Raw genomic sequence first — 14,186 nt, forward strand, 5'->3', positions numbered from 1 at the left:
GATCCTATTGATATCGATAGTACAGCGTACTGCCTTCACTGCGTTCAGCCGTCACCGGCACCCGGTTGCTGCCGCCCTGCCCCTGCAGCCAGCCCGAAAAAAGACCGGCCAGCACCGCACCAAACGCCGACTGCCACTCAGCCGGTGAAAGGATGTTGTCGCCTGCCGGTATAGCGTGACAGGTAATCCGCAGCGCCGCCTCTTCCGGCTGAAGCTGCACAAACCCCCAGTTAAAGCGCGCCAGCTGCAGATTACACTCGCGCTCCAGATCCTGCACGGTGCGTGCCGCTGGCAACGGATAGCGGGTCGCCAGCGACTCCCCCATGCGGTAGAGGAAGGCTTCCGCCTCCTGCTGACCGGCGTTGGCGATCATCCCCTCAATCAGCACGCTGACCAGGTCAAACCAGCCCGGCTGCCAGGGATGCGAACCGCCCGAATGCTCACTCATTACTTCTCTCCGAACAGATAGCGGACATAGAGCTGCGCGCTGCTTTCGTTGTAGTCACCAAAGGTGTCATAGCCCAGCTGGCCGCCAATCGTCACATCTTTATTGAGTTTATAGTCAGCCCCCGCGTGCAGGTTGTAGCCGACGCCGTTTTTACTGCCACCCGAATAGTACGCCTCTTTCACGCTGCCACCGGCGGCAAGCGCCTCCAGCTGCGACTGCAGCCGGGCATCGGCCGGGAAGTACGCACTCTTATCCTGGCTGTAGCTCTGATAACCGGCGGAACCGCCGATGTTCACTTTCAGATCGTTAAACCGGCGAGAGAACTCCACCGGGAAAGAGACCGCCGCATAGTTCTGCGGGCTGAAGTAGCCGCCCTGCCCGTAGCTGAAATAGCTAAGGTTTTTCGAGAAGTCCATCCACGACAGGCTCATCCCCACTTTCAGCTCGCGGTCGTCGCTGTGGAACGGACGAACATAAGCGCCTGCCGTCGCCTGCAGACTGTTGTTGCTGGCAACATTTTCACCCAGATAGCTGTAAGCGCCTGCCCCGGCATAGAAGCCCGCATCGCCATTGTCGTAGCTTAGCAGGGCGTTAGCCCCGTTCTTCGTGACGCGGCCCCAGCGTTTACCGCTGGCCTTATCCTCTGCGCCCACGTATGAGAGCAGGCTGTCGGTAATGGCGCGGCGCTCGCCGGTCAGGATCAGCGTCAGGAAGTCGGTCAGCTTCGGTGACCACTGAACGCCGCCCACCAGGGTACTGAGATCCTGCCCCAGCGGCGTACTGCCGAGATCGACCTTGTAACGGTCGCCCTTCAGCGCCAGATTCAGCTCCACGCCCGACGCCGTTTGCGAATCGGTGGTGGCGTTCGGCAGATCATTGACCGTGGCACCGCCTGCGGCGACCACATTGCCCTGGCTCAGCGCATTGGTGCCGAAACGACGCCACGCATCGGCCGCGCCGCTGCCCGCCGTGAGCGAGACCGGCGTGGCGGTAAAGTCAAAGCGCGCCTTTTCAAACGGCACGGTAGAGAACGTCAGCGGCGCTTTGGCTTCGGTGAGTTTGCTCAGGCCTGACTCGCCATCACGCCCGCGCACCTGCACCATACCCTGACTCCAGGTGCCGGTTTTCTCCTGCAGCGAATCCATCATGGTGTCGATCTCGTGCAGCGTCTGCGCCTGTCGGGACGCGGTTTCGCTGCCCGCAGCCGGTTCGCCCTGTGCCGTCACCCCGGCAGGCGCTGCCTGCCACGGCAGCACGGTGCCGTAGCTGGACGCGGTGCGTCCTACCGGCGAAGTGTGGCGATTGATAAAGGGGTTATCCGCCAGCGCCAGCCCGCCTATCGTCGGCACGCTGCCGGGCTGCGCGCCCTGCAGGCCGATCAGCTGACCACGCGCGGAACGCAGATAGCCCATCGCCTGCGTATGGTCGCCGTTGGCTTCCGCGACGCGCGCCAGCAGCAGCAGGCGATCGGCCGACGGCGCGGTGCGGTTAAGGCCACGACTCAGCGCACTGGCGCGCTGCACATCGTTCTGCGCCAGCGCCACGTTGATGGCCCCGACACGGGCATCCTGAGTCGGAGTATCCTGGGTCATCAGGTAGTCATACACCACACCGGCATCCCGGTTCATCTTACCGTCCTGGTAAAGACGGGCCATCGCGAACATCAGATCGCGGTTCTGAGGATCCTGCTGCAGGGCACCAATCAGCTTGTCATAGGCCACCGCATACTGCCGCTGCTGCCGCAGGCGATCCACTTCATTAATCAGATAGCCGTTGCGAATGCCGGCCAGCTGGGTCGGGGTACTGCGCGCCTGCAGCTCAGGGTTACTGAGGAAGCGCTGTGCCTCACTGCCGAGGCCCGCCTGATTCAGCACCGCCATCTGCGCCGCATAGTCGCCCGCATTCCCCTGCACGCCGCGCTGCAGGTTCGCCCGCACCAGCGAGACGGCGCTGGAGAGATCGCCCGCCTGCGCCAGCTTCTGCGCCAGATTACCGGCATCAACCGGATTCGCGGGCGGATTGACCGTGAGCGCTTTCAGGGTATTGGCGGCGGCGGCCGTGGCCCCCTGCGCCAGATAGCGATCGGCGGTGCTCATCTGCAGGTTGAAATTGACCCGCTGCGCCAGTTCACGCATCGCTGCGGTCTGTGCGCTGGCGGGAATGCGTGACAGTAAGGTGCTGGCCTGCTGCCAGCCGCCGCTTTCGCTGGCGTTGAGTGCGCCGGCATACAGCTCGCTGCTGCTGGCACCGCTGCGCATGACCGGCTGCATCACGTTAGCGGCCAGCAGCGTATCCCCCTGCTGGCGGTAGAGCCGGGCCAGATCGAGCCGCAGCCACCCCTCCGTGGGATAGCGCTGAATAGCCTGTTGCAGCGTCGCCATCGCCGCGGCGCTGTTACCGGCGGCCAGCTGACGCTTCGCCTGCTGGCGCAGCGCATCGGCTTCATTCGCCCGCGGTGCGACGCTCTGGCGTACGCTCTCCGGCAGGGAGCCCAGCAGGCTGCCAGCTTCAGCCGTACGATTCTGCTGGCGCAGCACGTAAAACAGCCCCTCTTTGGCGCTGCGGTTATCCGCATCGCTTTGCAGGATTTCGCGGTAGATCTGCTCTGCCTGGACGGGCTGATTCGTGCGGCGCAGCACGTCGGCGCGGAACAGCCTGGCGGCCAGCCCTTTTTCGCCCTGCGCCTGCATCAGTGGTTCGCTTAATGTCAGCGCCTGTGCGCTGTCGCCGTTTTTCAGCGCCTGCTGCGCGCTGGCCAGCTGCGCATAGAAGCGGGCATCGTCGGCCTGCTGCTGACGCGACGCACTCTGATCGCCGCCAAGCTGCGCCGCCCGCTGCAGATAATCGGCCGCTTCCTGATAACGTCCGTCACGCTGGGCCACGTAGCCCATGCCCGCCAGCGCATCCGCATCCTGAGGATTCGCACCCAGCACTTTTTCAAAGCTGGCCTGCGCCCCGCCGACATCCCCGCTGTTCAGCGCGCTGAAGCCCGCCCCTTTTTCTGCGCCACCCACGTTCTTACGGTAGTAGTCCATGACCGCAGTGTCCTGCGGATGACGCTGCTGCCAGGTCTGATAACGCGCCGCATCGGCGGGCTGCGGGCCGAGCCACAGCAGCGCCTGACGCAGTGAACGGTCAGCATCCTGATTGCCGCTCGCCAGCGCGCTCAGCACTTCGATGCCTTCACGGCGGGTCGACTCCTGATAAGTCAGCGCTTTCCCCAGCGCCAGCTGCGCACCCGTGTCCTGCGGATGCTGCGCCGCAAACTGCCGCAGGGCCTCGACCGCCTGCGGCAGCAGCGTACGGTCGCCGGCCATGGTGAGATAATATTCCGCCGCCACGCTGGCGGGCGGCTCATTGCCGCTGAAGGTGTTGCGCCAGGTCTGTAACGCCGCCGGTATATTGCCGCTGCGCGCCTGCTGACGCGCCAGCGAAAGCTGCGCCTGCGGAATGGTCTGCATCTGGCGCGCATTATCCAGCTCGCTCAGATGGGGATCGCCAGGGGCAACCTGACTCAGGCGGGCGCGATACTGCGCCGCCGCCGCCGTGTCGCCGCCCTGCTGGGAATAGAGCGCCAGCAGGTAGAGCGCCTGGGTGTTGCCGGGTTCCACCATCAGCACCTTCTGCAGCGAAGCCTTCGCCAGATCGTCATGCGCCTTCTGGTGCCAGTAAGAAGCCTGGTCGAACAGCGCCTGCAACGCCGGGTTGCTGCTTTCCGCCGCCAGCAGCGGCGAAGAGAAGATCAGCGTGCTGCCCAGCAGCAGCGCATGGCGGATTCCGGCACTTATCAGAGTCGTTTTCATTCTTTTTATCCTTACTTCCTGCCGGAATCACGGTCCTGCTTTGGATGCAGACGCCGCCAGGCATGGCGCTTCAGCATCACCCAGGCCGCACTGCCCACCAGCGCAGAGACCAGCAGCGCCGCCAGTGCCAGCAGCACCGAGTGCTGGTTGGCGTACCACACCACCATCATGTACCAGGGCATCTCGCCGCTGGGGAACTGTGCGCCGACGCGGAAACTGCGAATGCCGTTTTCATCGGTAATGATCGCGGTATCGCCGCGCACGGCGGCGTTGATCTGCGCCGAACTTAAATCGTTGTGCAGTCGGAGCAGCTGGTCGTCGCTGGTTGCGACCGTCATCACCACCAGTCGATCGGGGTTCCACGGCGAGCGATAGCTGAGGAAGCCGCGCCACGCCTCGTTGGAGGAGAAGTAGCGATCGGCATCCAGCTGCTGCCGACTCCAGTCGCCGGTCAGCCAGCCGCGTAATTGTTCCAGCGTATCCGGCTCTTTCACGCCAAAGGTGTTGCCGCTGGCGTCGTACGGTGACGCCGCCAGCATCGCCTGATTAAAGGCGCTGTTGCCGGTGGTGCTGACCGCCAGCAGATCGCTCTGCTGTAGACGTGCCAGATGGGTGCCACCAGCGGGCAGACCAAACATGACCTGATTCTGCGTCAGCGCCACGCCGGTGGCATTCCCGGCGCGCGCCGCCAGATCCAGCAGCGTCGACAGCTCGGCGTTGCTGGGGGTTTCCGGCAGCAGCAGCGTGGTCTGACCGAAGTCGGCCAGGCGCGAGAACGGGAATGAGGCCCCGACAAAGTAAGAGAGGTTCGGCAGCATACTGAAGTGGCGGGTATGGCTCAGATCGATCCACGAGTCCTCTTCAATCCGGCTCTTGATGTTGTTATTCAGCAGCACGCCGCAGGGCGCGTCGGCGCGCGGTTTAATATTGAAGTAGAGCGCCAGCTGGTTATCGCCGTAGATCAGATAGGGTTCGAGATTAAGCCGATACTGCTCCTGCCGCGCATCCCCGCCTAAACGGTGCCAGGCATTCTCCAGCAGACCGACTTTGTTCACCGTCAGGTTGCGCAGGAAGGTGCCGTTAAGCATGACGTTAAGGAACGAATTCTCCTCATCAATCCAGGTTTCCGACGGGAAGCGGTAGTGCAGATTGACCGGCACCGTGTCGCCATCCCACAGGAAAAGGTCAGGCGCGGCGCGGAAGTTCACGCGCAGGGCGTCGTGCCAGATGCCGCTGCTGGTCAGGCTCTGATCTTTGCGCAGCAGTTCGCTCAGCCGCACCGGGCGGTCCGTGTTAATCCAGCGCGGGGCATCGTAAGGCTTACGGCTGTCAGGGAGCGGCGAAGAGACCGGCAGCTGGCTCTCATCGGTCGCCAGGGGCTGCGTCAGCCGGTTTGCCGCCTGACGCAGCTGATCCGCGTTGTTGCCACTGACCAGCAGCAGTTTGTAGACCGGATTGATGGGGTTATCCACCAGCTGCAGCATCGGGCCGTTGCTGGCCGGGAAGGTCAGCGTGCCGATGCGCTCTCCGGGATGACCAAACAGGATGCCGTTGTTCTCCGGCAGCTCACCGCGCACCACCGGGAAACGAATCCCGCGATAATCACTCTGGATGCCGAGCCAGGATGCCACCAGCGCCGCCGCACTCACCGCATCGGGAGAGAGGTTGCTGGCGAAGCCGATGGTCACGGTGGCGGCGGTCATCCTCTGAGGATCGAGGAACGGTCGCGGGAAATTGCGCAGGCGGGTGCCGATATTCAGCTGCTGCCCCTCAAGGTGCAGGGAGGTCTGCGGCAGGATGGTGACCTGATACTGCTGTGCGCTCTCTTTCTCACACAACAACTTGTCCGCATCGTTGATTTTAAAACTCAGGTTGTTTTCAGAGACCACCATTGCCGCCGGGATCTCCAGCTCATAGTCGCTGACATCGCTGTCGGTCGCGCCCAGCGGCAGTGTGCCGAGCGGCTGACCGTTCAGCATCAGCTGCAGCGACGTATTCCGCGCTGCCAGTGCGGCTGAGACGCGCAGCGACAGATTGAGCCGCGCATTGGTAATCACCTCATCGCTGGGCAGGGTAAAGGTAATGCCTGACTGCAACTGGCCGCCGGTCAGCGTGATGCCTCGCGTCTGGCCCATCTGCGCCACGGAGAGGGTGCTGCTGATCGGCTGATTGATCGCCGCCATGACCGGTAACGGCGCGTCTGCCGCCGGTGCTGTCGCCTGGCCTGGCGCATAGGGCAGCGCGCTGGCGGCCGCTTCCAGCGCCGGGTCCGCACTGCTCAGCCCCTGCGGCAACGGCACCGCTGACAGCGCACTGCTGTCCTGCGTGACGGCTCCGCTGTGCGCCGTCGTGGCCGCAGCGTCGCCCGTCGCGGCAGGATTCTGCGGAGCGGCTGTCGCCTCAGCAGAGGGAACGGCTGCGGCTGGCGCTGATCCTGGCGTGTCACCGGGTGAGGCGGATGGTGGTGTCGCGGAGGGAACCGCTCCGCTGGCCGGGGCCGCACTGTTCACCGGTGCGGCAGAGGGCGCATCGCTGGCGGATGGCTGGGCCGCGCCGGTCGCTGGTGCCACAGAGGGCGCGGCTGATGGCGTTTCGCTGGCCGGAACCTGCGCGGAATCAGTTCCCGGCGTGGCAGACGCTGCGCTGTTCCCGGCTGCCGCAGCTGGCACGGCTGACGGCGTTTCGCGGGCCGGAGCCTGCGCGGAATCGGTTCCCGGCGCGGCAGACGCTGCGCTGTTCCCGGCTGCCGCAGCTGGCGCGGCTGACGGCGTCTCGCTGGCCGGAGCCTGCGCCGAATCGGTTCCCGGCGTGGCAGACGGCGTAGCGTCTGTGACAGACGGCGTGACCGGAGCCGCCCCGGGCGGCGTCGGGGCTGAACTGTTTACCGGGGCCGCGCCGCTGTTGTCCACCGCCGCTGGCGTTTCCGCGCCGGCAGGCGTCAGCCACAATGCCGCCGTCAGTGAACTGGCCAGCAATGTCTGCGTCAGGATCTTCATGCCGCGCCATCCTCTTTCGCCGCCGCGGCAACCGGGTCGACATTTTTACGTTTATCGTGGCGGCCCTTCCAGGTCAGCCAGAACAGCTCAAACACGGTACGGATAATGGTGCCCAGCGAGATCAATGGGTTGTCCTGTTTATACTCCGGCTGAATCCACGCATCGGCACGCGCCAGCACCACGCGCACCAGTTCGCGACGGCGCGCCAGCGGCATCGCTTCAAAGCGCAGACGAATGCTCTCCGCATCGCCGGAAATCTTCGTGACCGGAAGCGTAATCGCGCCTGACTTCAGCAGCAGATCGATCTCTTCGATTTCATCAGACTCGTGACGCCCGTCGGGCGCGTCGAGTTGCGCGCCCCCCATGGAGAGGTTACTGGTCAGCGTGCGCGATGAAATGCCGCTGGCGTAGTGAATAATCGTCGGGATCTGCACCTCAATACGGATGGTTTTACGCACCTGTTTGGTTTCGCGCGCCACGGCAATTGCGGCCATCAGAATGATCAGGCTGAAGATCGCCCAGCCGACATTCAGAGCAATCACGTAGGGATCGACGCCAAAGTAGTCATGCATCACCGCCCGCACCACGCCAGCCACAATGCCGATGCTCAGCAGCAGCGCCACGATCACGTGCGGACGCACAATATGGAAGTCGAAGAAGCCCTGATCCAGCACGCCGCCTTTATCGGTCACGTTAAATTTGCCATGTTTAGGCGACAGCAGGGTCAGGATGGTCGGGATCACCAGGTGGAAGCACATCACCGTCTCATAAATCTCGCCCCAGAAGGTGTAGCGGAAACGGCCATTCATGCGGGAGTTGACGTAGAGTGACATCACCAGATGCGGCAGCACGTAGGCGAAAATCAGCGACGCCGAGGAGTGAATAATGTTGAGGTTAAACAGCAGGTAAGCCAGCGGCGCGGTCAGGAAGGCGACGCGCGGCAGACCAAACTGAAAATGCAGCATGGCGTTGAGATAGCAGAGACGCTGCTGCCACTTCAGACCCCGGCCAAACAGCGGGTTATCGACGCGGAAAATCTGTGTCATGCCGCGCGCCCAGCGGGTGCGCTGAATGATGTGCAGCCCCAGACGTTCCGTGGCCAGACCGGCCGCCAGCGGGATCGACAGAAAGGCCGAACCCCAGCCCAGCCGCTGCATTTTCAGGGCGGTATGCGCATCTTCCGTCACGGTTTCAACGGCAAAGCCGCCAATCTCTTCCAGCGCGGAACGGCGGATCACCGCACAGGAGCCGCAGAAGAAGGTGGCGTTCCAGTTGTCATTGCCCTGCTGCACCGGGCCATAAAACAGCGACCCTTCGTTTGGCATGCTGCGCGCGGCGCGCAGGTTACGCTCGAAGGGATCGGGTGAGTAGAAGTAGTGCGGCGTCTGAAGCAGCGCCAGTTTTGGATCGTTCAGAAAAGGGCCGACCGTCGCCTGCAGGAAGGTGCGGGTTGCGACGTGGTCGCAGTCGAAAATGCAGATCAGCTCACCTTTGGTGATTTTCATCGCATGGTTAAGGTTACCGGCCTTGGCGTGTCTGTTGTCGTCGCGGGTGATATAGCCCACCCCCACATCGGCCGCGAAGCGGGCAAATTCGCTGCGCTTGCCATCATCCAGCAGGTAGACCCTGAGTTTGTCGCGCGGGTAATCAATACACTGCGCCGCCAGCACGGTGTCGCGCACCACTTCCAGGCTTTCATTGTAGGAGGGGATATAAATATCCACTGTCGGCCACAACCGGGTATCGTCCGGCATCGGAACGATAGTGCGTTTTAAAGGCCAGGTGGTTTGCAGGAAGCCCAGAATTAAAATCAGCCAGACGTAAAGCTCCGCCAGATATAAGCCAATCCCTAAGATAGCCTCGACTTCGGAATTAAAATGCAGCGTCTCTGTCGTCCGCCACCAGATATAACGGCTGGACATTAATGCCGAGAGGATCACCATCACCACGGTAATTTTGCGGCTCTTGCTGAAACCCAATAAAAACATCATGCCGATGCTGATCAGACCAAAAATATACTGTTTCTGGCTGTCCATCGGCGTAGTGATGATCACCGCCGCAACGGGTGCAAGCACCAGCAGCAGCAGGTAAAACCCGATTTTACTCATGATTCACCCTGAGAAGCGCTGTGTAAATCAGCTGTCTGGCGAAACCAGCCGGTTAAAAATGGTGAGTACGGATAGGTGCCTGAACTTCGCCATTGCCTACGGTGATATTGAGAATGCTGCTGACGCGTTTCGCGATCAGTTCAATATCAAATGCCGCGGCGGAAGCGGGGCTGAAATCGTAAACAGACTGCTGAGACGCGTTGGCTTCGCCAACACTTTCATCACGGTGAACCACGCCCAGTAAATTATCCCCCAGCCGCTGCTGCATAAAGGCCGTCACATCGCGATTAATATTGCGGCGGTTATCGCACTGGTTCAGGATAAAATAGTGCCCCTGTTTATTATTAAGCGGTTTACCGATCATCCGGTTCTCTTCTATCTGCGGTAATAGTGAGACCGATGCGGTATCCGCTAACATCACCACTAAATGCATATCGGCCAGCGCCGTCATGGCTTTAAGGGCCGGACCGGGGCCGGGCGGAAAATCAGCCACAATCACCAGGCCGGGATAATTGAGCACCGTGTCGAGACCGCGCTGAATAAAGTGGGGATCTTTCATCAGGTTCTCTTCGAACCGTTCGCGCTGCGGCTCTGTGACGTCGCCATAAGGCAGAACAAAGATATTGCCGCCGGTGGTAAGAATCGACTGACTCCAGTCCGCCTGCTCTTCTGAACGCGCCACAAATCCGCGGCCGTCGTGGAGCGGCACGCCAAAATGCAGACGTAATGCGTTCTGCACATCAAAATCGATGGCCAGAACTTTGCTACCGGACCGCGCCAGGCTCCAGGCCAGATTCGCCGCCAGCGTGGTTTTCCCCACGCCCCCCTTTGGCGAGCACACACAAACTAACGGCATAGCGCAATCTTCTCCAGTAACGGTTTCAGTAAGGTTTCTTTCGGCAGGCTGACTTCACGTGAGCGGAACAGCGCGCCAAACCGTCCCGGCTCAGCATGAGGCGCGGACGGTGCCACCGCGGGCTGAAGTTCGGCCACGCTGGCGGGCCGGACCGGCGCGGCGACAGGTTCCGCGACGATGGCTTTTTGTGGCGGCGGGGGTGGTGGAAATAAGGCCGACGGGCCCCGCTCAGCCGCTGGCGTGGCCGCAGGGACGCTGCTGCCTGCCAGGCTGTCGAGAATCGAACTGCGGGCCGCCGCCGGTTGCGCACTGAGCGCGGCGTAACGGGGCTGTGCCTCTGCCGGCGACGCAGAGAGCGTTGCGGGGCGCGGTGGCTCTGGCGGAGGTGCCGTAAACTCATCACCGCGCAGCGGCTGCGGTTGTGGCAGGTCTATTCGCTGACCGCCACCGAACGGCGTGTGATGCTCCTCCTTCGCCAGCTGACGAAGCAGTGCCCATTTACTCTGTTCCGCCGGTTCCTGCGTCTGGCCAGACATATCTTTAAAGGCGATGTCGAGCGTTTGTGTTTTTTCTTTAAAACGCTGCAAATCATCATAATTCTTCATTTGAGGTGGCCTGCCACAAGGGGGGAATTTTCCTGGAATATACCACATCCTGTTATTCGCAGTCAGGAAAACCTGATTATAAAAAAAGCATATTTAATTAACGATTTTAATCATACAGATTCACTAATCTCCCGATGATGCCTTCCATAGCCAACCGGCACTCAAAATTAATAAATTAAACTTAAGTTAAACTGGCTATTCCTTTCTGAATAATGTTTCAGCAGAGAGGGCTCAGACATTGCCTGGTACAGCCAGCTGCACTCATATCAGGATGGCACCGCTAAAGGAAGATGCAGCGCTGCTGGCGAATAACAGCGACGGGCTGTGATAAGAGAGGGGGAAAATAAAGCGGGGGGACTGATCGTCAGGCCATGACTCTGCCGGTTCAGGCTGAAGAGGGCTGAGCCCGTGCGATATCAGGAAACGCAGGCCCCCGACGGGGCCTGCCGATCCTTAACTGACCTTTTCTGCCACACCGACCGGCTGATTCTCATCCTGATCCACTGCAAAACAGGCAATCTCCTGTCCGCCGTAGTTTTTCAGCTTCGGTTGCAGCTGCACACAGGTGCCAAAACGACGGTGACAGCGCGCATTAAAGGCGCAGCCCGGCGGCGGATTGAGCGGGCTGGGCAGCTCGCCGGTCAGCTTAATCCGCTCACGCCGATCGTCAGGATTCAGTCGCGGTGTCGCGGAGAGCAGCGCCTGGGTGTAAGGGTGACGCGGATTACTGAAAATCGCCTCTTTGCTGCCCTTCTCAACGCAACGGCCGAGGTACATCACCATCACCTCATCGGCGATGTGCTCCACCACCGACAGATCGTGCGAGATAAAGACGTAGGAGAGTCCCATGTCCTGCTGCAGATCCATCATCAGGTTAAGCACCTGGGCGCGCACCGAGACGTCGAGGGCCGACACCGGCTCATCGGCGATCAGGACGTCCGGATCGAGCATCAGCCCGCGCGCAATCGCAATACGCTGACGCTGTCCGCCAGAGAACATATGCGGATAGCGATCGTAGTGCTCGGTTTTCAGGCCGACTTTCGCCATCATCTCCAGCGTCTTCTCACGGCGTTCCGCTTTAGTCAGCTGGGTATTGATCACCAGCGGCTCTTCCAGAATCTGACTCACCTTTTTACGCGGGTTGAGCGAGCCATAGGGGTTCTGGAACACGATCTGGATTTTCTGACGGCGCAGCTTCTGCGCCTGGGGATCGTGTTTCAGCAGATCCTGACCGTGCCAGTAGAGCTGCCCTTCGGTCGGGGTTTCAATCATCGTCAGCAGACGGCCAAGGGTGGATTTACCACAGCCCGACTCGCCCACGACCGCCAGGGTCTTGCCCCGCTCCAGATTAAAGGAGACGCCATCCAGCGCCTTAACCAGACGCTCCTGACCAAACAGACCCTTCTTCACCGGGTAGTGCTTCTTCAGATCAATCGCCTGCAACAGGAACTGATCTCTGGTTGTTTCATGACTCATACGTTGGTCTCCCGGCATCGTCCAGCGGATAGTGACACTTGGACTGGCGTCCTGGAATGGTGCGCAATTCAGGTTCCACCTGACGACAATGATCGGTCGCATAGGGGCAGCGTGGGTTAAGCAGACAGCCCGTCGGGCGGTCATATTTGCCCGGCACCACGCCAGGCAGCGAGGCCAGACGCGCTTTATCCGCCGCAAACTCCGGCAGCGCGCGCAGCAGCGCCTGCGTGTAAGGATGACGCGGCGCTTTAAAGATATCGCTCGCTTTACCGCTCTCCACCACCTGACCGGCATACATCACGATGATGTGGTGCGCGGCTTCCGCCACTAACGCCAGATCGTGCGTAATCAGGATCAGCGCCATGTTCTCCTGCCGCTGTAACTCCAGCAGCAGTTCGATGATCTGAGCCTGAATGGTCACGTCGAGCGCCGTGGTCGGCTCATCCGCAATCAGCAGCTTAGGCCGGCAGGCGATCGCCATCGCGATCATCACACGCTGGCTCATACCCCCCGACAGCTGGTGAGGATAGACATCAAGCCGCGATGCGGGATCGGGAATTCCCACCTGGGTCAGCAGGTCGATTGCCCGCTGACGCCGGGTGCGTTTGTTGCCGCCCTGATGCACCTTGATCGCTTCCATAATCTGGAAACCCACGGTGTAGCAGGGGTTAAGGCTGGTCATCGGGTCCTGAAAGATCATCGCCACTTCTGCGCCAACCAGCTGACGGCGCTCTTTTTCGGAGATGCGCTTCAGATCGCGCTGGTTAAACTCCAGCTTTTCCGCCATCACTTTGCCGGGGAAATCGATCAGCCCCATGATCGCCAGTGAACTCACCGACTTACCGGAGCCGGACTCGCCGACAATGCCGACCACCTGGCCCTGCTCAACCTGATAACTGATGCGGTCAACCGCACGAAACGGTGCTTTGTCGTCGCCGAAATGCACCGACAGTTTGTCTACATTTAATAACGCCATCTCGGTGCCTCTTTACTGCTTGAGTTTCGGGTCGAGTGCATCACGCAAACCATCGCCCATCAGGTTAAATGCCAGCACGGTGAGCAGGATGACCAATCCAGGGAAGGTCACCACCCACCAGGCACTTTGCGCATACTGCAGCACGTCGGAGAGCATGGTGCCCCACTCCGGCGTTGGCGGTTGCGCACCCATACCGAGAAAGCCCAACGCCGCCATATCCAGGATGGCGTTGGAGAAGCCTAATGACGCCTGCACGATCAGCGGCGCAAGGCAGTTAGGCAGAATATTGACGAACATCTGACGCAGCATACCCGCACCGGCCACGCCGGAGGCGGTGACATAGTCGCGGTTCACCTCCACCAGCACCGCCGCACGGGTGAGACGGATGTAGTGCGGCAGGGCGACAAAGGTCAGCGCGATAGAGGCGTTGACGATCGAGGGGCCAAAGATGGCGACCAGCACCAGCGCCAGCAGCAGACTGGGCAGCGCCAGCATGATATCAACGACACGCATGATGATGACGTCGACCAGGCCGCCGAGATAACCGGCCAGCAGGCCGAATATCACGCCGAAAATCAGCGACAGCACCACCACCAGGCAGCCCACCAGCAGCGACAGGCGCGCGCCGTACATCAGGCGCGACAGCACATCGCGGCCCACATCATCGGTGCCCAGAATAAAGTTCCAGCTGCCCCCGTCCTGCCAGACCGGCGGATGCAGCAGCGCATCGCGGAACTGCTCAGCCGGCGCATGCGGTGCCAGCACATCGGCAAAAATGGCGCACAGCAACACGATGATGATGTACACCAGGCCAATAACCGCGCCTTTGTTACGTTTAAAGTAGTGCCAGAATTCCTGAAACGGGGTCATCGGCTTGGGTGCAACGGTAACGCTGCCGGGATCAACAACAGACATGAT

9 protein-coding genes are annotated in these 14,186 nt (G+C 61.2%); all 9 read right to left on the reverse strand.

All coding sequences use genetic code 11. The features are described from left to right. Positions 1 to 4: 4 nt before the first annotated feature. The 9 genes from bcsD to dppC all read right to left on the reverse strand — a co-directional run bounded on the left by bcsD (position 5) and on the right by dppC (position 14,183). The gene (gene bcsD / locus FJW00_RS10160; RefSeq protein WP_009088381.1) at positions 5 to 448 is read right to left on the reverse strand and encodes a cellulose biosynthesis protein BcsD; all 444 of its coding nucleotides are present in this window, start codon (positions 446 to 448) and stop codon (positions 5 to 7) included. Next, entirely contained in the window at positions 448 to 4,251 is a 3,804-nt protein-coding gene (locus FJW00_RS10165) for a cellulose biosynthesis protein BcsC (RefSeq protein WP_140923952.1), read from the reverse strand. The genes bcsD and FJW00_RS10165 overlap by 1 nt, the downstream gene beginning before the upstream one ends. A gap of 11 nt (positions 4,252 to 4,262) precedes the next feature. Beyond that, positions 4,263 to 7,247 carry a cellulose biosynthesis cyclic di-GMP-binding regulatory protein BcsB gene (gene bcsB, locus FJW00_RS10170; RefSeq protein WP_140923954.1) on the reverse strand — a complete coding sequence of 995 codons (2,985 nt, stop codon included), beginning with the start codon at positions 7,245 to 7,247 and terminating at the stop codon, positions 4,263 to 4,265. After that, a complete protein-coding gene (gene bcsA, locus FJW00_RS10175; RefSeq protein WP_009088376.1) occupies positions 7,244 to 9,355 on the reverse strand; it encodes a UDP-forming cellulose synthase catalytic subunit in 2,112 nt (703 codons plus the stop codon). Before bcsA ends, bcsB begins: the two co-directional genes overlap by 4 nt. 52 nt (positions 9,356 to 9,407) lie before the next feature. Next, positions 9,408 to 10,211 carry a cellulose biosynthesis protein BcsQ gene (bcsQ, locus tag FJW00_RS10180; RefSeq protein WP_009088374.1) on the reverse strand — a complete coding sequence of 268 codons (804 nt, stop codon included), beginning with the start codon at positions 10,209 to 10,211 and terminating at the stop codon, positions 9,408 to 9,410. Beyond that, the gene (gene bcsO, locus FJW00_RS10185) at positions 10,202 to 10,816 is read right to left on the reverse strand and encodes a cellulose biosynthesis protein BcsO (RefSeq protein WP_140923956.1); all 615 of its coding nucleotides are present in this window, start codon (positions 10,814 to 10,816) and stop codon (positions 10,202 to 10,204) included. The genes bcsQ and bcsO overlap by 10 nt, the downstream gene beginning before the upstream one ends. A 453-nt stretch (positions 10,817 to 11,269) precedes the next feature. Further along, entirely contained in the window at positions 11,270 to 12,292 is a 1,023-nt protein-coding gene (gene dppF / locus FJW00_RS10190; protein WP_009088370.1) for a dipeptide ABC transporter ATP-binding subunit DppF, read from the reverse strand. After that, positions 12,282 to 13,268, reverse strand: coding sequence for a dipeptide ABC transporter ATP-binding protein (gene dppD / locus FJW00_RS10195; protein WP_009088368.1), 987 nt, complete (start codon positions 13,266 to 13,268; stop codon positions 12,282 to 12,284). The genes dppF and dppD overlap by 11 nt, the downstream gene beginning before the upstream one ends. Positions 13,269 to 13,280: 12 nt before the next feature. Beyond that, positions 13,281 to 14,183, reverse strand: coding sequence for a dipeptide ABC transporter permease DppC (dppC, locus tag FJW00_RS10200; protein ID WP_009088366.1), 903 nt, complete (start codon positions 14,181 to 14,183; stop codon positions 13,281 to 13,283). Between the last annotated feature and the right edge of the window lie 3 nt (positions 14,184 to 14,186).

Origin of the sequence: Pantoea anthophila (assembly GCF_006494375.1) — a bacterium.
Classification (GTDB): Bacteria; Pseudomonadota; Gammaproteobacteria; order Enterobacterales; family Enterobacteriaceae; genus Pantoea; species Pantoea anthophila.